Source organism: Chroococcidiopsis sp. CCALA 051, assembly GCF_003015105.1.
Lineage (GTDB): Bacteria > Cyanobacteriota > Cyanobacteriia > Cyanobacteriales > Chroococcidiopsidaceae > Chroococcidiopsis > Chroococcidiopsis thermalis.
In genome coordinates, this window is the sequence record NZ_PYCI01000121.1 from 1 (window position 1) to 21093 (window position 21093).

Consider the following 21093-nt stretch of genomic DNA (forward strand, 5'->3'; position numbering starts at 1 on the left):
ATTAAATCTCATCCCAACTACCAAAGTCTACGTTCCTACGGCACTATCGCCGCCTGATTCTGTCCGATGTATTGATTTAAGGTGTTAACTTGTTGTTCCTCTAGTACTTGTTGCGGGACAATTTGAATTGATTGGGGAATATCGCGTAAGGGTGTATCGGTTCTCGTTCCCACGTTGGTATCGGGGACGAGATAGCCATCTTGCTCCCCTGTCACCACAATTTCCTGCACCTCATCTTCTGGCGCTGGCGGAGTCTGGGCGGTGGGTGTACCTGGAGTGAAGCTAAAAATCAACCCCTGATTGGGAGCGTCATACAACTGCACTTGTGGCAAAGCTGTTTCCCCCGTCACCGCGACTCGTATACTATTAGCGGTAGCTTGAGTCACAGCCACGCGAGTAATGCCACTAGCAGGATTATCTTGACGAAATTCTCCTTGGGGAAGTGTTAGTACAGCGTTGGGAATATTGGCAACATAGGTTCTGCCCAAAACCAGAGTTACAGACTGAAGTACTTTCCCTTGAGTGGTTTGCAGAATTATCTCTACACCTTTAGCGGTGGGATTTGTCACAACTCCCGTAATTGATACAACGCTTCCCTTCCCTTCTTGGTTAGGCAGAACGGCAGGTGGGTTAGTTGGTGTTGGCGATTCCAACATTTGAGCGCTTGTCGTTGGAAGTCTAATTTCGTTTGGTTGTAAAAGATTTTTGTCAACTTCTCGAATCTGCGCTTCCATTTCCTCGCCTTTTGCCGGAGTGCCGAGCAAAAGCGCGTAAGCGAAGCATCCCGTTAGGGTTATCGCACTTGTTAGCAGCAGACTTTGACACAATTTATCTACCTTCATCGCTCCACCTACATTCCCTCACACCATTTGATAGTCAGGAGTTACGCACTTGAGTTTCAGTCCTCGACGATCCCTCCTAGTTCCTCCCTTAAAAAGGGAGGAATAAAGCCCCCTTTTTAAGGGGGTTGGGGGGATCGACTGCGTAACTCCTGATAGTATTAGGAAAATTTCCTAACTAAACTAGAAGTGTATGTATAATAGGCGATCGGTATTTCCAATTTGAACGCTAGAGGGATTTTTGGCAATGCTGAAAGTATTGTTTGGGATTCAAGCCAAATTTTTTGCGGAAAGCTGAGGCAAAGTAACTGCGGCTATCAAAACCTATTTTCAATGCTACTTCTTCAACATTCATGTCTCCCAATGCCAAAAGCTGCCTTGCTTGTTCCAGTCGATAGTCGTGCAAATATTTAAATGCTGATGTCCCAAAAACTTGCCGAAACCCACGCTTCAACTTAAACTCGTTCAGCCCTACTTGCCGTGCTAAATCTATCAAGCTGGGTGGACTTTCTAAGTTTTTTAGTAAAATTTCTTTGGCTTGATAAATTCTGTCACTATCGCTCAAATTCTTGGTAGGAAAGTGGCGATCGCCTATCTCTCGCTCCTGAAATTGCTGGAAATGAAAGGCAATCAATTCCATCGCCTGACTTTCCAGATACATTCGCTTCATGAAGCCTTGATAGGGACATTGTAAAATGTTACACAACACCATCCACATTTGTTGTGTAATTTCCCATTGTTGGTAGTAAGGTTGCACGCGATCGCTAATCGTAGCTTGGCGCAGGTAAATCGGTATCTGTGCTAAATCTTCTCCGCCAAAACTTTGAAAAAATTGCTGCGGTTCGATTTTCAAATAAATTCGGGAAAATTTATCTCCCGCTTTCCACCACTCAGTTTCTTGAAAATCGCAGTTACACTCTGAATAATATTTTCCTACTGATTCATCAGTTTCATCAGTTAAGCTGTGACGCTCAATCCTTACTTTTCCTGAGAGAAAAAAGCTCAAGCCGAATTGAGAATCATCCAATCTATCTCTAGTCCATACAATATCTTCAGTCAACTCTACTTCATGTATCGAAAGAGTTAACCCACTGCGTAACTCTACCTGCCAATCGTAGGTATTACAGACATTTGGAATTTTTCCCCGATCGCTCGTTTCAAACTCCTTCGATCGATCGGAGGTCTTTTGCCATAATTCATTCCAGCTAGTATCTGTCAGAATTTTTGTCATGATTTAATGAGAATAATTTCATCATTAAACAGTCGAGGTTGCAGCGATCGCCTTGACATTGAATACTCCAGCTAGCTATGTTCCTTCAGTTAAATGAGAAATACTCTTAATTATGACACAAAATTCACTATAAGAAAAGTGACCGACAAGGGAGCAGGGAGTAGTAAAGCGTTAAGACACTATGCCTGAATGCCCAGCTATAATTTGCCAAGTTCCATCCTGAGACTGCGACCAAACTCTGGTAAACCGAAAAACGCCATTTGTGGGTGTACCATTATAACTACCTGACAATTGCACTCTAACTGAGACGATCGCCACATCACCTGCTAACAAAATATGCTGCTCGGAAGCTGACAGTGAGTTGAGTTTGAGAGCGCCAGACTTGTGACCTGCTAGATCTTCCTCTTTTCCTACCAAATGACCCAGGTGATTTGTAAAAAGTAATTTAGGCGACAACAGTTCATCTAATGCTTTCACATCGGAGTGAAGCATTGCTAGCCTGAGCTTTTCTTCTGCCTCGACGATTTGATGCTCAATTTGATGACTCATAATTTTGTCACATAAACGAAGGTGGTTTTATCCATGTTTACTCTCTTTGGTGTTTCATAGCAATTCTCGATTGTGTGGATGACATTGGTAGGGGCGCACAGCTGTGCGCCCCTACCAGACGTATATTGCATCCAATTGAAAAGCGCTATCATGTTACAACGAGTCGCCGCCGCTGCCGTCGTATTTTTCCCTCTGCTTCTAACTGCTGGAGAACTCTAGTCACCGTCACTCGGCTCGTACCTAGCGTCTGAGCCAACTGCTGATGGGTGAGTGGTAGCTCAAGCGTCTGCCCGTTATCAACATTACGACCAAATTTTTGACTCAACCACACGAGTAGTTGCCACAATTTTTGAGATATAGGATTGATATGAATGATGCTCAGTAGTTCTTCTGTTTGCTGCTGGTGGTGGACGATCGCATCTGTTAATTGCGCCCACTGATTGCGGTTCCAGCGACTAACTTCTACATTTGTCAGACAGTGGATTTCATAGGGCTGCACTCGTGATAGTGCATGTCCAACAACATCTCCCGCTCCCCAGTAACCCAAGCAAACCAACTCACCTTCCTGACTCCAAGTAATGCTGCGGGCAACCCCGGATTCAATTTGCCATAAAACTTCTTGATTTTCTGGTAAGCGATCGCGGCGTTGAAACTGTAATTTAGTTGGGGTCGCTGGAGATATCGTTACATCATCTCGGTTGCGATAAATAGGCTGGACGTAGCTCATCACTTTACACCAATAAACTACTAATGCGAGTTACTAGGAATAGCATTCATTTATTCTCAAACAAGGCAAGCAACTTAATTTGCTGATTACAGGCTAAATTCACAACAAAAGCTACTGCAAATTCAGTATTGCAAACCACGTTTGTTATTAAAAAAAATCTTTCTTAATAGAAAAGAATCTCAACTCCAGAACTTTTCTGAACTTTACTAGATTGACAAATGATGGCACTAACACTGAATTGACAAGATTTTAATTTGACCGGAGTATAGATGTGATAGCACCAGAAATCATACTTAACTCTCTCTACTAACCTCAGTTAGCTTGAAAAGGAGATAAGGCAGCATGATGCAACAGTCTCAGTTAATAATCGGAAATCGCAACTTCAAGTGACATCGAAACTAAGGTTCCTTTTAAACTCATGATTTTTTTGGAGGATAAATGCAACAAAACTTTTCTAGTAATTCAGAAGAAAAAATTACTCTACCACCGATTCATACACTTGATAAAACCGAACTGAATTTCAGTCGTGCTTTTTTTCAAACCGCCCAAACTTTATATAGTTATCTACAAGATATTCAGCTTTTAAGTGCCTCAATTTTTAACATATCTACCGAGCCTTACACTATAGCTATAGTCAGTTTATTTTCTAAAATGATTCAAAGCTATTACTCTTATATTCTATTAGAGATACACCGCGAACGTGTCAGCAGTCAAGTTTTAATTGAACATTTGTATTCAGCCGCGATCGCGCTCGTATATTTATTAGAAAACTCGGAACGTGAGATTTTTGAAAAATATGTTTCTGAGTCTATTTACCAAGCTAATATTTTAGTCGAAAGAATAGAAACACAATTACAATCGGTTTCTCCTAATTTAGAGTTAGCACTGCTGTGTGAATGGTTGAAAACTTTTATGTCTAAATCCGAACTACTAGCAACTAACTGCCAGCTTCCCAACTTAACAGCAGATTTGTGGCACTTAGAAACATTTGATATGACTAATCAACGTGCAGCATCAATGGGATTAGATTTTCTCAGCAATCCAGCGCGGCAAATGGTACACAAGATTACACCAGGTAGCTGGCTAGACGTTCGGATCAATTACTTCAATGCTATTCGTAGTCGGCAATCAGAGCTAAAGAAAATTGATTTTCAACAGTTACGTGATGCCAGCCATTTATGCTTACACGCAACTAAAGTATTTTTAGAGGAGGTTGATTGTTGCGCTGACAACAAAGCTGAAGTTCAACGAAAACAGCAAAGTTTAAGTAGATTCTTTGAATGGTTTTATCAGGCTCACCAAGTATACAGTTGCCATAATGATGTTTCTCTAGAGCTAAATTAATATGGATCGTAGGCGTTAAATGTTTTAGAAATGCTGTTTTATTGCGATCGCAGACTCTTCTATTCTCCTCATAATTGCATCCACAAGAGTGTTGGCTCTTGTCTACCCAAATTGTTTGGTCACAATTGACTAAATTGCCATAGCTGATGGTCAGTGCCATACAGTGCATCAGCGCACACCCACCTTGCCCCAACGCCTGCATCTATCGCTCGCCCCAGCATAATTCTGGAAAAATTAGATTTTACTGAGAAAAACATAATAAATTTCTAGCCAAAATCTCAGCTCTACTAACTGATACTTTTAAAGAGTTATCATTCATCATTTCGTCAATCGAGCAACAATTAACTTAAGTTGCTTAGAGCAATTTCTTATGATGAAATCGCTCAAGCATGACTTAACAATCCGTATTTAGTCATGAGTTCGCTCGGTCTTTCCACGAACGATATCGATTATTACTTATGCTACTCACTTGAGAACTAATTGCTATCTATTCAAGGAGAATTTATATGAGACTTGAAGGTAAAGTTGTCCTGGTAACGGGTAGCAGTCAAGGAATCGGACAGGGAATTGTGGTGCGTCTTGCCCAAGAAGGAGCAGATGTTGTCATTAACTACCGCTCGCATCCAGAAGGAGCGGAGGAAACCTTAGCAAAAGTACAAGCTGCTGGTGGTAGATGCTACATGGCTAGATGCGCTAAATCTCAAGGTTACACAGTTCAGGCAGATTTAGGTGATGTGAATCAGGTGCGTCAGCTAGTTGCAGAAAGCATCGAACATTTTGGCAAGCTAGATATTTTGGTAAACAACGCTGGAATTGAAAAACACGCTCCATTTTGGGAAATTACGGAAGCTGACTATGATACCGTGATGAATGTGAATTTGAAAGGAGTCTTTTTTGCCACTCAAACTTTTGTACAACACCTAATTGAAACTAAAAGATCTGGAAAAATTATCAATATCAGCTCGGTGCATGAGGAACTGCCATTTCCTAACTTCACGGCGTATTATGCTAGTAAAGGTGGCATGAAAATGCTGACTCGCAACTTAGCAGTCGAACTAGGTTCTTTGGGCATCACAATTAATAACGTAGCACCTGGCGCAATAGAAACTCCAATCAATACCCAGCTCTTGCACAACCCCCAAAAGTTGGGTGCATTGTTGAAAAATATTCCCCTCGGTCGTTTGGGACAACCGCAAGATGTTGCTTCTTTGGTTGCCTTTTTAGCATCCCCCGATGCTGACTACGTTACGGGTAGCACTTTCTTTGTCGATGGTGGCTTGCTTTGAAATTATCAAGAGCAGTAAGGAGAATCGATTCATGTCAGACTCACCTCTATTTATTCCCGTCATTCTCGGTACTCCCCGCCAAGGTCGTCAAAGCGAATACGTGGCTAAATTTATCGTCGAGCAACTTTCGGTAAGGGATGGTGTAGAGACTGAGTTAATTGATGTTCGAGCGATCGCAATCGCCACGAACGATGCTGGTGAATCGCTCAAAGACCCGCAGTTTTCAGCCTCGATGGAGCGAGCAGATGGATTAATTATTGTCGCACCAGAATACAACCACGGCTACCCAGGCTTGCTCAAACACGTACTCGATACTTGTCTGAAAGAATACATTCACAAAGCCGTCGGGCTATGCGGCGTTTCTGCTGGACCGTTTGGCGGTACGCGAGTCATCCAGAATCTGCTGCCCGTGATGCGCGAGTTGGGACTGGTGACAATTTTCTACGACCTCAACTTTAGCAACGTCCAAACGCTATTTGATGAGTCTGGAAATTTAATGGACAAACCGACTTATATCCGCCGCTTAGAGCGGTTTATGCAAGAGCTAATTTGGATGTCAACCGTGCTGAGGTATGGACGCACGCAGGTGAGTTTGGATAAGCAGCAGGAAGAGGTTGCCACGATTCATCATGCAAATAAGCCCTGCCCTGAAATGGCTGCACGTATGGGTACTGATGCAATGGATAGCGTTCTCCAAATTAGCCAATCTTGTGAGACGAACGCAGTAGAAGCCAGTTTGCTTGCTTAATTATTTTTTGACAAAAGAGAGAGTAGCGAGCAGATTCGCTCTCGGTTGTACAAAAAAAACTTTAGTTGTGGGTCGCAAGCCCACTAATAAAAAAAATAATTATGTTGAGATGCCTCGCACGAAACAGTTGGGAGTCCATGTTTCAATCCCATGTTTTTAAACATGGGTTTCCCTGCTCCCTGCTCCCTTTGAATTTTGACTTTTGACTAGCTAAATATGAATGCTCTCTACCGTCACTATCCCGAATATTTAATGGAAGCTGCGGGACTTGTATCCCATTATTTTCGGTCACGATCGCTGGTTTCAACATATTGCGATCGCTGTTAGCGATATGGATAAAGCTTACCAACACTTACGCAAGTTCAAAGTACAATACGCCTCCACTGCCCCGCAACGCATCCCCGACTGGAACAGAGCAGCAGCAATGGTTTCACTTTTACGCTGATGCCATGAACCACATTGGCGAAATGGAAGCATCTCTTTGGGATGAAGCAGATGGATTTTATTACGATGTCTTGCATTTACCTAACGATCGACAGATTGCTTTGAAAGTGCGAAGTCTTGTGGGGCTGATTCCCCTATTTGCGGTAGAAACCATCGAGCCAGAAACGCTACAAAAACTTCCAGGCTTTAAAAAGCGAGTGGAATGGTTTATTCAAAATCGCCCCGATCTGACTCAAAATATTGCTTGCATGAAATCTGAGGGAGTAGGAGAGCGAAGATTGCTAGCAATTGTCTACCGCGATCGGCTACGGCGAATTCTGCAAAAGATGCTGGATGAAACTGAGTTTTTGGGAGATTATGGCATTCGGGCAATCTCTCGCTACCATGCCGAACATCCCTATATTTTTCATGTCAATGGCACTCAATTTCGAGTTGATTACGAACCGACAGAGTCTAGTAGCGGTTTGTTTGGTGGTAATTCTAATTGGCGCGGTCCCGTTTGGTTTCCCGTGAATTTTCTCCTGATTGAATCCCTACAAAAGTTTCATTATTATCTGGGAGACGATTTCCAGGTTGAATGCCCCACGGGTTCCGGTCAAATGATGACTTTGTGGGAAGTCGCTGCTGAATTATCCCAAAGGTTAATTCAGATTTTTCTGAAAAACACATCTGGTTATCGACCCGTTTATGGTGGAACCCAAAAGTTCCAAACCGATCCCTATTGGCAAGATTTGATTCTATTTCACGAATACTTCCACGGTGATAACGGCGCGGGAATTGGTGCTAGTCATCAAACTGGATGGACGGGTTTAGTCGCAAAGCTAATCGGGCAGTTTGGCGAGTACGAAGGACGGGATAAAGCGCCCCAGTTATCCGCTTACGAGCAAATTGAAGTTTAAACTAGCAGCAGATATTCTACGTACTGCGATCGCCCCTACTCGAACGGAAATCGGATAACTTCTGTGTAGATATGAGTTGCGATAATAAGTCTCATGGAAAAATTACTCAAGTAGACATCGCTATTATTTTTCGGCTCGAATTGGGTAGCGTGGCAATATGGATGAGATGGAAGAAACAGATGCTCGTGACTCCTCATCAGCAACAAAATATCATTGATTAGGAATAAGACCGTGACAGCACATATTCTCCTAGTTGAAGATGAAGTCAAACTGGCTCGATTCTTGGAACTGGAATTGAACAGCGAAGGTTATTGCGTCAGCGTAGCGCACGATGGTGTGGCAGGACTGACTTTAGCACGAGAGTCAGCTTTCGATCTGGCAATTCTGGATTGGATGCTACCAGGGTTAACCGGAGTGGAACTATGTCGTCGTCTGCGTGCTACTGGCAACAAGATCCCCGTGATTTTATTAACGGCAAGAGATGAGGTAGGCGATCGCGTTGCTGGATTGGATGCTGGTGCTGATGACTACGTAGTTAAACCATTCAGCATTGAGGAATTACTTGCCCGAATTCGCGCCCATCTGCGCCGTACCAGCGAACCAGACTTAGATTTGATGCAATTTGAGGATTTAAGCTTGAATCGCCGAACTCGCGAAGTGTTGCGCGGTCAACGAGCAATTGAGCTAACTGTCAAAGAATTCGATCTACTAGAATACCTCCTCAGCCATCCGCGTCAGGTATTTACCAGAGACCAAATTTTAGAAAAGGTTTGGGGTTATGACTTTGTAGGCGATTCCAACGTGATTGAAGTTTATATTCGCTACCTGCGCCTGAAACTGGAAGAAAACAACGAAAAGCGTTTGCTCCACACCGTGCGTGGTGTCGGCTATGTATTGCGAGAGTAATATCAAATGATACAAGGAGTGCTTTAGAAGTTTATCAACGAGAGCGGTATCACACCCAGGAACGCTGGCATGACACGAACGGCAAAACTTTTCGTCCCGCAACTGGCTACTGGGTAGGTGGCAATACTAAAGTTTACGGTGCGGCTTTACTGCGATTGCGAGAACGGGATTTTGAGCAGGTCGAACATAAAGAGGGTATTTCGCCAGAGTGGGCGCTGAAATACCGTGACTTTGAACCCTATTACGATCGCGCAGAAGAATTGTACGACGTGCATGGGCAGTCTGGTATCGACCCGACTGAGCCACCTCGAAGCTTGCCTTATCCCTACCCTGCGGTACGCCACGAACCTCGGATGCAAGAACTTGCCAATTTGCTAACCCAGGTAGGTTTACATCCATTTAACCTGCCTTTGGGACTGAAACTCAATGAAGTCGATCGCAGCTTGGAGAACTGTATTCGCTGCAATACGTGTGATGGATTTCCCTGCTTAACTCGCGGCAAAGCAGATGCTGAAGTTAACTGCATTCAACCAATTCGCGATCGCACAAACGTTACCTTGCTCGTAGCAGCCAAAGTAACGCGCCTGCACACCAGTCCCTCTGGTCGAGAGATCGCTCGTGTTGAAGCAGAAATTGATGGACAGCATCAATTTTTCACAAGCGATATTGTCGTAGTTGCCTGTGGTGCAATTAATTCAGCAGCGTTGCTGTTGCGATCGCGAAACGATCGGCATCCTAGCGGGCTGGCAAACAGTTCCGATCGGGTAGGGCGGAACCTGATGAAGCACAACTGCACGGCGATGGTGCAACTGAGTACCAAGCTTAATTCAGATGTTTATCAAAAGACCATTTGCATCAGCGATTTCTATTGGGGGGAGCTGAGCTTTCCTTATCCAATGGGCTTGGTGCAGAACACGGGCAACGTGCTAGCAGATATGTTACCTGCGGAAGCCCCTGCTTTACTAGCTCCTTTGTTAAAACTTCGACCGGGAGCAGAACTAATGCTCTACGAGTGGGCGATTATTTGTTGAAACAGTTGATGTAGTAGTCTGCCACCATAATTTTTTCATTTCTTGGCTGCGATTATAACGACGGATATTTAACCGGAGATCGTATTACTGGTATTTAGCAGCTATACAGGTAAACTAATTGTAAATACGCTACCTTCGCCTAATTTTGAGCGCAATGTCACGCTACCGCCCATTCCCTCTACTAAAGTTTTGACAATCGGCAATCCTAAACCAGAACCTCCAGTAGTGCGAGTACGGGCTTCATCAACGCGATAAAAACGCTCGAAGATCCGAGATTGGTGTTGCAAGGGAATCCCATAGCCGCGATCGCAAACTTGAATAATCGCTGTTGCTGGTTGAGTGTCTAGTGTCACTTGAATAGACGTATCTGGCTCAGAATATTTGATTGCATTATCAATTAAATTGAGCAAAACTTGCTTGAGACGATCGTAGTCTGCTTTCACAACGATGGGATAAGTTTCTGTCTCAATTGCGATCGCGCGATCGCTGTATTGACGTGCCATCCCCACCACTTCCGCTACTAGATCGTTGAGTATAAAAGAATCGATCCGAAACTGCAAATAACCGCTATCTGCCCTGGCTAAATCGAGTAAATCTTGTAAGAGGCGGATGGTACGTTCTGCTTCAGATGCAGCAGTTTCTATAGCTTCTTGTTGAGTTTCTGTTAAGTTATGCTGTCGTCGCAATACGCTTTGCAAGTATCCATGCACGATTGTCAGCGGCGTGCGCAACTCATGGGAAACATTGCTGACAAATTCCCGTTCTCGTTCCCAAGCTTGAGAGAGGCGAGATAATAACATATTAAATGTTTGCGCCAGTTCCTTCACTTCGCTAGGTGCGCGTTCGAGATTCAATCGCGATCGCCCTAAATCTTCAGCCGAAATTAACTGAGTCATTTGGCTTAATTGGCGCAGAGGTTGAAGCGATCGCTTCAGGTAGAAAGCGATCGCTACTGTCACTGCCAGCAGTACTCCTATACTGATAATGCCCAAATTCCCCACCACTGCCAAAAACATCTGTCGATCGCGCGAAATGTCTCTTGCCACGAACAGTTGACCGATTGCTCTCCCTCGGACTTGCAATGAGCTGCCACGTAGCACAAAGTAGCGTCCGTTAACTTCGGAGACTTGGGCTTGAGACGGCATTTGTGTTAGGGACATTAAAGCAGCAGCCGTACTTCGATCGTTCTGCATCTTGAGACTGACAGACTTAGCTGTAATTTTCCCATCAGGATGCTTTACCCATAGAAGGGTATCAGCAGTCGTCAGGTTATTAATTGCTTTGCTTAATCCGGTTTCTACTGGCAACATTTCACTGTAGAGTTCTACATCGTGCGGTAGGCGTTCAGCTATGTATTCAATTCCCTGTTTGTGGCTGTTAATTAGGATGCGCTGCATTTGCCATCCCGTCCAGATTGCAATGCTACCCAAGCCTACCGAGGAAACAGTTGCAATGCCAATTGTTAAACGCGATCGCAATGAAAACGGATCGAGCCGCCATACTTCAGGAAATGTTCTCTGTCTCCCTCTCCCCATCCCCTTCGGGGACGAGGACTCCAAGTCCCCCCTGCTTCCCTGCATAATTCTATTCTGCTCCTCACAGGCGAGATGCCTGCGCTACCTTTAGTGCCTGCTCTACCTGGCTCTGTGAAGTTTTGGCTGGACAGGTCTGATTCACGAAGTCGCATTGCTCAATGTAATGTTTCTGCCAGCCCAAAGGAATTTCTAGCAAGTCGCGCGTCCCAGTTAGTCCTTTCCTTGTCCCACAAACAGTAAGAGGACGGTAGAAAAGCCAATATTTCCGCTCAGATAGAAGAGAATAAGATTTTACAGGTAATCGAGTGGGAAATGGGGCTGAGGATAAACAGCAATCGCGTAAAACTCTGGGTCGAATTAGAGAATAAGAAATTGCGCTTTGCTAAGTACTGAATTATTTAAAGTGGTTCTTCGGCTAACTTAACCATCTTCATATATACCAAATTTTCCCCGCATTTCCATCATTTTTTTAATTTCAGTGTTACTAGTTTTGATGGTTTCCTGTGCCATACGTTTGATTTCAGGATTTGGAGATTGAAGTGCTGACTCTGCTGCTTCAACCATTTTCATCCGAAGCATAATCATCTCATCAATGAAACGCCTAGATCTTGTCTCATTCAGGGGACTAGATGGAGATTGTTGAGCTATTTGGCTATTCAGTTCGATGGTATTAGCATGGTTAGTCATGCGAGTATCTACATTATTTGACTGTGTAGCACTTGCGGAGGTAGTTGCTATAGCTAAGCTAATAGTTGTAAAGGCAATACTTTTTACAAGAGTATTCATGCGAGTGAGTTTCCTTCTGTTGAATTTGTGTCATACTGATGTTTCAGAGTTAGATTAGCTCGATCGTCCCAATCCAACTATGACCTTTAAAGAATTACTCTAAAAGGATTGCCTGAGAAATCGCTGAGTTCCTACTAAAAAATCTCTGAGTCAATCGAGATTTCGGCTGAATAATGTCGGACTAGGGCAATGCTTTGACATAGCCAATCTGTGGAGCTGAATAGATAGAAACAAATACAGCATCTTCTGTACCCTCATTCACGGCTCCGTGAATCTGCGATCGATCTGCAACAGCACATTGACCCACACTCAGTGTTTGGCGCTGACCGTCCCCTAAATAATAAGTCAGCGTTCCTTTTAGCATTACCCATGTATCCTGTCCGCTGGGGTGAAGATGAGCTTCAACCTTTTGTTCAGGTTGTACCGCCCAAACTGCAACACTAGAGTTATCCGTCACCACAACTTCAGTGACTTGAGCGCATTGGTCAGAAAAGCGTGCGAAGGTTTGGAGGTCAAAGATTCTTTCGTACATCAGCTCAACCGTAACTCCTAACTTTATATAGTCAACACTAGTAGGTGGTTGAAGTTTGGCTCGACAAACATGTCAACCTAGCAGTAAAGCATTCAGCGATCGCTGTATTTCCTACGGTTGACTATGCTACATTCTGTTGAATATTTTTAGTGTTTGCTCAACTACTAAATTTAAATGAGCGTGTCATATGTCACAAAGATCGACTCGCATAGCCGAGATTTTGAAATCATCGGTTAACTTCGGGCGAAAAAAAGGTAAGAAGATTTTGCTGAAGATTCGATCAAACTTATTTTGTCGTGTAGTGCGATCGCTGATCGCTAAAGTCGAGTTGATAGATTGTTGGCTCTCTCCTCCTGATAAATCTTTTGAACAGATCTTCTCCCATAAAAAATGGTAAGAATGGCGGTGGCGTATGCAACTAAGCTATAAATCGCAGCAGGAACAGCCATATCGGGATTGTTTAACAGTCCGGCAGTAATCGCGATCGCTAGCGTCGCATTTTGAATTCCCACCTCAATTGCAATACAGATCCTTTGGGCAAAATTCAAATTAAACAACTTGCCAAACCAAAACCCGATCGCCATTGAGATTATATTTAGTAGTGCTACTCCAATTCCTACTTGGGCGATAAAACTGGGGATGCGATTCCACTCGTGAATTATAATTGCCACGATAATTAAAGCGAGGAAGGCAACGGCAAGCCGATTCGCGGTCTTCTCTAGTCGGCGGGCTAAGTCGGGAAACTTTTGCCGTACCAGCATTCCCAAAACAATTGGTAATATGGCGATCGCGAAAATTTGCAGCATCGTTTGCCCAATTGGTAAGGCGATCGCCGCATTTTGTCCGATAAAATATTGCAGTGATAGATTTGCGAAGATGGGAATTGTGAATACGGTAATGGCGCTACTCAATGCCGTTAATGTCACGGAAAGGGCGACATCTCCTTTCGCCAAATAAGTAATCATGTTGGAAGAAGGTCCGCCTGGACACAAAGCCAGGATCGTTAATCCCACTGCCATTTCTGGCTGCATCGGTACGATCGAAGCGACCAGAAAGCCGACGATGGGGAGAAAGAGCAATTGACTGACTAGACCAATAGCGACGGCTTTGGGATAGCGGGTGACTCGTTGAAAGTCTTCTGGCACGAGGGTTAACCCCATGCCTAGCATTACGGTTGCTAGACCTATCGGTAAGAGGACGGCAGTAAAAAAGTTGACTTGCATAGATTAAGCTAGGTTTATTTTTTCAATCAGCGTTGTGCAGCAGCATCCATGTTGGACAAGCAATCTCTACGTGTATCGGATTTTCTGTAGCTATCGAGAAGCTTGCTGAGTGTCTATAAGACGAGGCTTTGAAATTATAAATTTTAACTGAGAGTAAAATTGCTAATCTGGTGACTTGCTCTTTAACTTTTCCCGATTATTGTTTCATTGAATTATGCAGGTTTTAAATCTTGAAATTAACTGAAGCTCGATCGCGTTTAAACCAAAGCCAAGCAACGTATCGACAATTACTTACACGATCGTATATTTGAGTAGAATGGCTCACGAGATATAACTTTTAGTAAATAACAAGCAATTCTACTACAAATTGGAGATTTTACTAATTGAAGTTTGGCGATATTTCTATGTCAATCCAAGCATGAAGCATTGCTGCCTACAGACCAATTCCTTTATGGCTTTAGAACGAGTATTGAGTATGGACTTAAGCAAGCCAAAGACGTGCTTGGCTGGGCAGATTTTCGCATGACTCACTACGAACAGATTAAAAAGTGGTGGGAGATGGTAATGAGTGCGTTTTTGATAGTGAGTTTGTTCGCTGATGCCTTTAATAATTCTTGTCCAACAGCCTATCAACAGTTTGCGGAGGCATCCTTGGTGGAACAATCAAAGCGGTTGGAAACATCTGCTCAATAATTTGCGATCGATCGTCCAACTAAAAAGTTTGTTTCAACTGGTTAAAGCGATGGTTGGAGGTGTTTCCTATCGCTTCATTGCAGTTTGGATTTGAGCAACTCATCAGTAGGATGAATCAGTTTGTTCATCCCGTCGTGCAGCAGCTCAACTTACAACTTATATTTTTTTCTGTTTAGAGTGATAAAAGAGGGCTAAGCGGTTTTTTCAGCCAAAAAACCTGTACTAAGTACTGTACTAAAACTGAGGTTAATTATGCGCGATTTTTAGTTGTTTTGTCTATTGACTGCCAGATTTGTCCAGTCGAAGCCTACAAAACGATAAAGGCTAAAAACCTTATCAGTAGGAAGTTTCGAGCCACACCCATTGCCCGAACTCATTCACAAAAAAAGCTGGTGACGGGATTTGAACCTGCGACCAGCTGATGACAAAACTGCAATCCAGTGTTTACAGTCTTTGTCGAATAACGGTTTGAGCAGGGCTAGAATTAGCTTTACTGAATTCTATACTATTTTCTCTGGTTGCTCAAAATGCTATTTTCATCGGCTACTCCTGCCACTACGATCGGTCATCCAGGAAAATGCAGCCACCTAAAATTCTCCGGGTTCTACAGGTCAGGAACAGCATACAAACGCTATCCCTACCCCAGGGTCTAATTCGCCACAATTGTCAATACTCATACAACATAATTTAGAAAAACAGGGGGGACGATCGTTTCATTGGCAAAACCGTAAAATAGGAAATTCAGGATTTGCGATCGCTGCTATTCTTAACGTCTAACGATCGGTGTAAGCGTTAGTTAGAGCTTACCCTGGAAGCTTTTTAGCAGCTGGGATAACGATAGCAGAAGGCAGGATTAGATCGGTGACACGAAAATTTTCAGTTCAATAAGCAAAACGTCATAGCATCTTAACAACAAAGGTTTTGCTGTCGAGCATTTCGATTAACACCGAAATTCACACCGAATTGGTGGAGATATTAGAGGATAAAAGCAGGGCATAGCAATAACCGTAGCTCCCACGAGCGCGATCGCGTTCTAGAATTGGATGTAAAAATAGACGAATTATCCGGTTGTGCCTCACAGAAGCGTGGGATAGGTGGCAATATCACTCCAAGTCCAAGGGAGATCGGCTAAGTCGGCTCGTTGTGCTGCCGTAGTTCCTAAATAGGAATGTTGCCAAATCCAATTGAAATAGCTCACAACAAGCTTCAAAGTTACCTCAGTCTGCTGCCACAACTTACTAAATTTGCGAGAGTTGCGGAAGGAATCCTTCCCCCCGCAATCTCTCATGTTTTGTCGTCGATGCCAACGCCCAGTTTGCTGCCGTACAATCGCGTTAGTACGCTCCAATCGTTGCGTCAAAATTTTACTAATGTAGTGGTCAATTTCCGAAGGCAGAACTCGCTCATATCCTGACCAGCCATCAGTCCCCCACTCCTTACAGTCAGTCTTGCCTTCGGTACTAACTACTAACTCAATCGCTAAGGAGTCGGTATGTTTACCAACGCGACCACACAGAATCAACCCACTCAATTGTGCCAAGCTCAAGGCAATCCAACAGTCTCCGGCTTCGAGTTCATTGGGCAAGCAGTGATGAAGTGTTTTTTTCGACAAACGACCAGAATTCGTCGGCAGCGATTGCATCGGTATCAACCGCTTGTACCTCAGCATTGTGTACCATTTGTCCTTTTTGACTGGCAGCTCGCACGAGACTTACTACTGTGTCGTAAGCTAAGTTACTAATGCGACTAATACCTCTCAAACTACTACCTTCTACATGAGATTGCAGTACAATCCGCACATTTTCTTCGCGCTCCTTGACGACGATAGTAGAGAGGATCAAAGGTGTCGGTAAAGGTTTGCCGGCATTTTGGACAAAAGTAGCGCTCTCGCGCCTTTACTTGTCTTACCATGCTTATGTGATTTTTCGTGACCGCATAGGGGACATTTCATTGCGCTGCTCAAAATTAACTATACCTTGTTCAGTCTAGCAGTCCCACACTTCCACCCTGCACAACCGAAATTAGTCAGTTCTCCTATGCCGATAAAGTATTTAATAACGAATCAGTTACTCTATCAGTCGGTCAAGTACCAATTCCTAACGAAACGGTAAAAATCAAACTAGGCGATCGCACTTTAGGAGAATTGGATGCTGATTCTGTTCGGGCGTTGAGACAAGCTAACTACCTCAGCAATGGCAATCTCTTAAAGCTGAAACTCAAAACTATCGAAGATAGCAGGCATGAAGGAGCATTCGTTATTGGAGAATCACCCAATGGAAATTTCTTGATTCTCAATAAAATCAATTATTACGATTTTAAAGGGGAAGAATTTCAAGATAAAGATTACAGCATCGGACAAATTGAAATGACTCCAGCTAAAGTGAGAGACGTTGTATTTTTGGATGGTAAACCGCTAGGAGTTCTGTTTTACAAGCAAGATAAAGAAGCCTTAAAACAGTTAGGTATTCTCCAACTAGGACGGCAGGTAGCAGTGCAATGCAATCTCCAGAGTAATTTTAGTCATGCTTTTGTCCAAGTCGATCCCGCTACAGTCCAATATCCCGAAATCTGGACGAAGCAAAAGGGAGCGATCGCCCAGTTAACAGCCCCAGATGAAATCATAGAAAAGAGCGAGCTTTTTCTATCAAAAATCAAAGAACGTCCTACAATCCTATTTGCTCATCCAGAAGACAAAGTGCTAGGACTGGTGGAACTGGCGGTTGACGATCTCAAAGTGGAAATTGTAGATGACTGGCTGCGATCGCGCTCGATTGAATTTATAGCCTTTTTCAATTCGATGAAATACAAGATCTGTAGGGGCGCACAGCTGTGCGCCCCTACGAATGTATCGCATCATAACGAGAATCGCTATAGCTCAGTTTCCTCCCAAGAAGCCCCCTTAGAAACAAGGAAGGGTCTTGCCGTCCGCTATCTAGCTGCCAGCAGCATCAAGCTTCAAGACATGGAAGCACTTAAAGCTAAGGTAGGTACACCTCTAGATGCTTCAACTTACAACACTCACTTGGGTTCTCTACCCAATAGACCGCAACCATTTGCCCAAAAGCCGATAAATCTTGCCAAGCCCCAAACTATTCCCGATCGCTCTACTACACCTGCTTTGAACGATAAGTACTCTACCCTTCACCAAATGGCAAATGGGGAGCGACAAGTATCGCAGTTTATCGAACAACAGCGTTGGCAATGCAAGCAACTGTACGAACAATTGTCGCGGCAAGTACGCCAATCTCCTGGTTTCGATCGTGTTTCTAATTGGGAAGTAGATATAGGAGTTGCACTATTAGTGCTGAAAGAATCCTCTGATGCTAACGAAGTCGGACGGGTTTTATCCCAATGCGATCGACTGCAAGAGTGGAAAGCTGCCCTGCCAGAAGAAGAATACAAAACTAAGGGAAAAGATTACATCGAGCAAGTTTATACTCAAGCTCAAGACTTGCTAGAAACTCAATACCAGCAACAGCTCGATCGAGAGCAAGAACTTTAGATTTTTAAGACGGTCGCCTCTAAATCGCTGTATAACTTGATGTAAATCTTTTAGAAAATCTTGTACTAATACAAGGCATTTGGTATTCTATTTCGTCAAATTTATCATCCTTCCTCACAATTTCCTCACATTCTTTTTTTAAATTTGAAAGTAAATATAAACTATACCAATACTCTTTCTCTGCCAGTGCGATCGCGATCGAAGAAAATGTTTTGGATTGGGCTGTCGCTTAATTGCTGGGATTTATAACTACGAACTTCAAAATACTACAAACTTCAAAATGCCAGTTAAAGATTTTAAAAACTTGTTGAATCCATCAACATACCACACAACTAGTTTTTTGCCAGAGGACTACTCTTCCAAGGTTAACATCTATGATTTCGCAGGTCACTATAGCTTGTACCACGACGGTTGGTACGGCAGTATGGTGTTAGTTTACGATAGCGGGCAATTTCATGGTACTTATAATCACGTGCGCGACGATCGTGCCTATAAGGTCACTGCTAGCGTTGACGAACAGCATCCGTACCAAATTACATTCATCATACATAAGTTCAACCAAAATATTCCTACCGATCAGGTGTTTACAGGATATCTGTTCGCGCACGGCAAGAATGCGATCGCCGGACAAACGACATGGAGAGGACAGCCATTCGGTTTTTTCGCACGCAAATCGGGATTCTTACACCTCAGCGATTATGGAGACGGCAGCGAAAGCGTATTGCCAAAACACTTTGCTGGGAGTTACAGCCTTTATCATGACGGTCAACCTGCAACCTTGGAACTTGCCGAGTCCAACTCACTATTAATGAGTGGTATCTATCGGAGAAATGGTGTGACGCAGGAGGTGGTGGCACGTGTCAGCAGTAAAGTTCCGCACGAAATTACAATTTCCATTTATATGGAGACAGGCGAGTTCGTGCTGCTGACTGGCTATCTATTTACCCGACCGAAGAATGCGATCGCTGGGTATATGAAATGGGGAGAAACGCAGTCTGGATTTTATATGATTAAATATTCTTGAACCTGCAAGGCAAGATACAAAAACTCCTTAGCAAGAAACTAGGAAGAATGAGAAGAGGATATGGCTTCGCTTTTTTTTAGCCACAGCGGACAAGACAAAGAAGTAGCGAAGGATTTAGGCGAGCAATTGAAATACGAGGGCTTTGAGTCGCTCTATATCAGCTCCTACCCAGAACATAGTACGGCTCCTGGAGAACAGTGGAAGGAAGACATCTACCGCCAGATAAAGATTTGTGATGCGGTAATCTTTCTTATGACTAAGGCATCGTGCGAGTCGAAGTGGTGCTTTGCAGAACTGGCGATGGCTCAAGGATTGGGAAAACTTATATTTCCTGTCAGACTGGAAGTGGGAGTAAATCATGAACTACTGACAGGCACGATGCGGATTGATTTGACTTCCCTTTGTTACAAGCAACGGGTTGAGAGACTCGTTCAAGAGCTGAAAAATGCTAAGATTGGTACTACTTTTTTTTGGGATCGTCAGCGCTCTCCCTACCCTGGCTTGGAGTATTTTACCGAGAAAGACGCAGGGGTATTTTTTTCGCGCAAAGATGATATCGACAAATTAGAAGGATTCTTCGCACCTCTTTCAACGACCAAGAACGACCGTCATCTGATCGTCGTTTTTGGTGCATCGGGAAGTGGTAAATCTTCTCTTATCCTTGCCGGATTGATACCGCGAATTAAGAGGACTTTGGAGTGGTTAGTCATACCGCGTCTAGTACCAGGGGGGCAACCTTTAAATAACCTGGCTCAAAATTTAGCAACGGCATTTGCAGAGCGGGGACTCAACCAAAATAGCACGGAAACCTTAGCACGCCTGCAAGATAACCCAGATGCACTAATTCAGATCGCTAGAGAATTGTCCTTTAATACGCAAAAGCAGCAATTTGTCCTTTTGTTTATCGACCAGGCGGAAGAACTCCTGACCCGTTCTGGTAAAGAAGAAACTCAAAACTTTCTCAATCTGCTTGACACGGCAATCGCCAGCGAGTCACCATTGTGGATTGTCATGGCGCTGCGCTCCGAATTCTACCTATCTGTCCAACCAGATAACCCGATGGGAAATTTTATCGGCAAAGGGCGGTCGGAATTGTTTGTGCTGCCTATGGGAAAGCAGCAGATTCGCGAGGCGATCGCCAAACCAGCTGAGTTAGCAGGCATTACATTTGAGGAGAAACTCATCGACCAACTAGTGGATGACACCGTTGGCAGTGCCAAAGCCACAGATGCGCTGCCCCTGCTTGCTTATAGTCTACGCCAAATGTATGACTTGATGCTACAAGAACATCGCAACCAAATTACCTTCAGAGATTATCAGGCGATCGGAAAAGTCGGTGGCGCGATCCAAAAACGGGCGGAGCTTGCCTTTGAGAAACTCAGACGGCAGGGGAAGGAGCTTCAGATCCTGCCGACATTGATGAAACTGGTCGCTCTTGAGGACGAAAATAGCGAGCCGATGCGTCGCCGCGTGCATCTGAGCGAGCTAAGTGATGGCGAGCGGCAAGTTGTACAGACTTTTGTGGAAGCACGCCTGCTAAAAACGGATTGGAATAAAACCGAGAAAACCGCGTGGGCTGAAGTAACCCACGAAGCTCTACTGCGAGAGTGGGAACCTCTGCAAGAGAAAATCGAACAGCAGCGGCAGAAACTGTATATGCGTTCAGAAATAGAACGATTGGCACGTGATTGGCAGCACAAGAGCAAAACTGCTTCTTATCTAATTAGTGGCGATCGCCTCGAGAAGGCTCTGCGGTGGCAAGAATTTTATGTCGGCGATTCTCTGGTGCTAGAT

The 21093-nt window shown here is 43.9% G+C and carries 15 protein-coding genes and 5 pseudogenes; 11 read left to right on the forward strand and 9 right to left on the reverse strand.

Features of this window, described 5'->3' with window-relative positions; all coding sequences use genetic code 11:
- Nucleotides 1-35: 35 nt before the first annotated feature.
- The 4 genes from C7Y66_RS23450 to C7Y66_RS23465 form a co-directional block, all read right to left on the reverse strand.
- Nucleotides 36-842: an AMIN domain-containing protein gene (locus tag C7Y66_RS23450; RefSeq protein WP_233222817.1), complete on the reverse strand. Its 807-nt coding sequence runs from the start codon at nt 840-842 to the stop codon at nt 36-38.
- 226 nt (nt 843-1068) lie between these two features.
- Nucleotides 1069-2070 (reverse strand): helix-turn-helix transcriptional regulator, encoded by a 1002-nt coding sequence (locus tag C7Y66_RS23455; protein WP_106547447.1) that lies wholly within the window; start codon nt 2068-2070, stop codon nt 1069-1071.
- 171 nt (nt 2071-2241) lie between these two features.
- Nucleotides 2242-2619, reverse strand: a complete 378-nt coding sequence (locus C7Y66_RS23460; protein WP_106547448.1) for a nuclear transport factor 2 family protein — start codon at nt 2617-2619, stop codon at nt 2242-2244.
- Between the two features lie 148 nt (nt 2620-2767).
- Nucleotides 2768-3346: a Crp/Fnr family transcriptional regulator gene (locus tag C7Y66_RS23465; RefSeq protein ID WP_106166844.1), complete on the reverse strand. Its 579-nt coding sequence runs from the start codon at nt 3344-3346 to the stop codon at nt 2768-2770.
- 438 nt (nt 3347-3784) lie between these two features.
- Here C7Y66_RS23465 and C7Y66_RS23470 point away from each other — a divergent pair, with 438 nt between their 5' ends.
- The 7 genes and pseudogenes from C7Y66_RS23470 to C7Y66_RS23505 all read left to right on the forward strand — a co-directional run.
- Complete coding sequence (locus C7Y66_RS23470; protein WP_106547449.1) at nt 3785-4690, forward strand: hypothetical protein; 906 nt, start codon at nt 3785-3787, stop codon at nt 4688-4690.
- A 506-nt stretch (nt 4691-5196) separates the two neighbouring features.
- Entirely contained in the window at nt 5197-5976 is a 780-nt protein-coding gene (locus tag C7Y66_RS23475; protein WP_106547450.1) for a glucose 1-dehydrogenase, read from the forward strand.
- 31 nt (nt 5977-6007) lie between these two features.
- Nucleotides 6008-6724: an NADPH-dependent FMN reductase gene (locus C7Y66_RS23480; RefSeq protein ID WP_106547451.1), complete on the forward strand. Its 717-nt coding sequence runs from the start codon at nt 6008-6010 to the stop codon at nt 6722-6724.
- 289 nt (nt 6725-7013) lie between these two features.
- Nucleotides 7014-7148: pseudogene (locus C7Y66_RS23485) on the forward strand (VOC family protein); the annotation flags it as partial.
- 4 nt (nt 7149-7152) lie between these two features.
- Nucleotides 7153-8067 (forward strand): annotated as a pseudogene (locus tag C7Y66_RS32620) (glucosidase); the annotation flags it as partial.
- 231 nt (nt 8068-8298) lie between these two features.
- Nucleotides 8299-8973, forward strand: a complete 675-nt coding sequence (locus C7Y66_RS23500) for a response regulator transcription factor (protein WP_015155603.1) — start codon at nt 8299-8301, stop codon at nt 8971-8973.
- Between the two features lie 17 nt (nt 8974-8990).
- Nucleotides 8991-9974, forward strand: a pseudogene (locus tag C7Y66_RS23505) (GMC family oxidoreductase N-terminal domain-containing protein); the annotation flags it as partial.
- 131 nt (nt 9975-10105) lie between these two features.
- Here the strand turns inward: C7Y66_RS23505 and C7Y66_RS23510 are convergent.
- The 4 genes from C7Y66_RS23510 to C7Y66_RS23525 all read right to left on the reverse strand — a co-directional run bounded on the left by C7Y66_RS23510 (nt 10106) and on the right by C7Y66_RS23525 (nt 14080).
- The gene (locus tag C7Y66_RS23510; protein WP_106547453.1) at nt 10106-11539 is read right to left on the reverse strand and encodes a cell wall metabolism sensor histidine kinase WalK; all 1434 of its coding nucleotides are present in this window, start codon (nt 11537-11539) and stop codon (nt 10106-10108) included.
- A 420-nt stretch (nt 11540-11959) separates the two neighbouring features.
- The gene (locus C7Y66_RS23515) at nt 11960-12325 is read right to left on the reverse strand and encodes a hypothetical protein (RefSeq protein WP_015155599.1); all 366 of its coding nucleotides are present in this window, start codon (nt 12323-12325) and stop codon (nt 11960-11962) included.
- Nucleotides 12326-12506: 181 nt separating this feature from the next.
- The gene (locus C7Y66_RS23520) at nt 12507-12857 is read right to left on the reverse strand and encodes a cupin domain-containing protein (RefSeq protein WP_106547454.1); all 351 of its coding nucleotides are present in this window, start codon (nt 12855-12857) and stop codon (nt 12507-12509) included.
- 317 nt (nt 12858-13174) lie between these two features.
- On the reverse strand, nt 13175-14080 hold the full coding sequence (locus C7Y66_RS23525; protein ID WP_106547455.1) for a bile acid:sodium symporter family protein: 906 nt from the start codon (nt 14078-14080) through the stop codon (nt 13175-13177).
- Nucleotides 14081-14530: 450 nt separating this feature from the next.
- Between C7Y66_RS23525 and C7Y66_RS23530 the strand changes: the two are divergent.
- A pseudogene (locus tag C7Y66_RS23530) lies at nt 14531-14949 on the forward strand (IS701 family transposase); the annotation flags it as partial.
- A gap of 899 nt (nt 14950-15848) precedes the next feature.
- On the opposite strand, the pseudogene C7Y66_RS23535 reads toward C7Y66_RS23530, so the two are convergent.
- Nucleotides 15849-16724, reverse strand: a pseudogene (locus tag C7Y66_RS23535) (IS1 family transposase).
- Between the two features lie 192 nt (nt 16725-16916).
- On the opposite strand from C7Y66_RS23535, the gene C7Y66_RS23540 reads away from it, so the two are divergent.
- From C7Y66_RS23540 to C7Y66_RS23550, 3 genes are all read left to right on the forward strand, one after another.
- On the forward strand, nt 16917-18275 hold the full coding sequence (locus tag C7Y66_RS23540) for a hypothetical protein (RefSeq protein WP_199197595.1): 1359 nt from the start codon (nt 16917-16919) through the stop codon (nt 18273-18275).
- Nucleotides 18276-18555: 280 nt separating this feature from the next.
- The gene (locus C7Y66_RS23545; protein ID WP_106547456.1) at nt 18556-19299 is read left to right on the forward strand and encodes a hypothetical protein; all 744 of its coding nucleotides are present in this window, start codon (nt 18556-18558) and stop codon (nt 19297-19299) included.
- A 60-nt stretch (nt 19300-19359) separates the two neighbouring features.
- Nucleotides 19360-21093, forward strand: a 1734-nt coding sequence (locus C7Y66_RS23550) for a toll/interleukin-1 receptor domain-containing protein (RefSeq protein WP_146149861.1), incomplete at its 3' end; no start/stop codon positions are given.

Coding starts and splice junctions, on each gene's coding strand:
- C7Y66_RS23450 (WP_233222817.1), bottom strand. CDS start 842: ATGAAGGTAGATAAATTGTGTCAAAGTCTGCTGCTAACAAGTGCGATA.
- C7Y66_RS23480 (WP_106547451.1), top strand. CDS start 6,008: ATGTCAGACTCACCTCTATTTATTCCCGTCATTCTCGGTACTCCCCGC.
- C7Y66_RS23475 (WP_106547450.1), top strand. CDS start 5,197: ATGAGACTTGAAGGTAAAGTTGTCCTGGTAACGGGTAGCAGTCAAGGA.
- C7Y66_RS23545 (WP_106547456.1), top strand. CDS start 18,556: ATGCCAGTTAAAGATTTTAAAAACTTGTTGAATCCATCAACATACCAC.
- C7Y66_RS23515 (WP_015155599.1), bottom strand. CDS start 12,325: ATGAATACTCTTGTAAAAAGTATTGCCTTTACAACTATTAGCTTAGCT.
- C7Y66_RS23510 (WP_106547453.1), bottom strand. CDS start 11,539: ATGGGGAGAGGGAGACAGAGAACATTTCCTGAAGTATGGCGGCTCGAT.
- C7Y66_RS23460 (WP_106547448.1), bottom strand. CDS start 2,619: ATGAGTCATCAAATTGAGCATCAAATCGTCGAGGCAGAAGAAAAGCTC.
- C7Y66_RS23455 (WP_106547447.1), bottom strand. CDS start 2,070: ATGACAAAAATTCTGACAGATACTAGCTGGAATGAATTATGGCAAAAG.
- C7Y66_RS23465 (WP_106166844.1), bottom strand. CDS start 3,346: ATGAGCTACGTCCAGCCTATTTATCGCAACCGAGATGATGTAACGATA.
- C7Y66_RS23520 (WP_106547454.1), bottom strand. CDS start 12,857: ATGTACGAAAGAATCTTTGACCTCCAAACCTTCGCACGCTTTTCTGAC.
- C7Y66_RS23525 (WP_106547455.1), bottom strand. CDS start 14,080: ATGCAAGTCAACTTTTTTACTGCCGTCCTCTTACCGATAGGTCTAGCA.
- C7Y66_RS23470 (WP_106547449.1), top strand. CDS start 3,785: ATGCAACAAAACTTTTCTAGTAATTCAGAAGAAAAAATTACTCTACCA.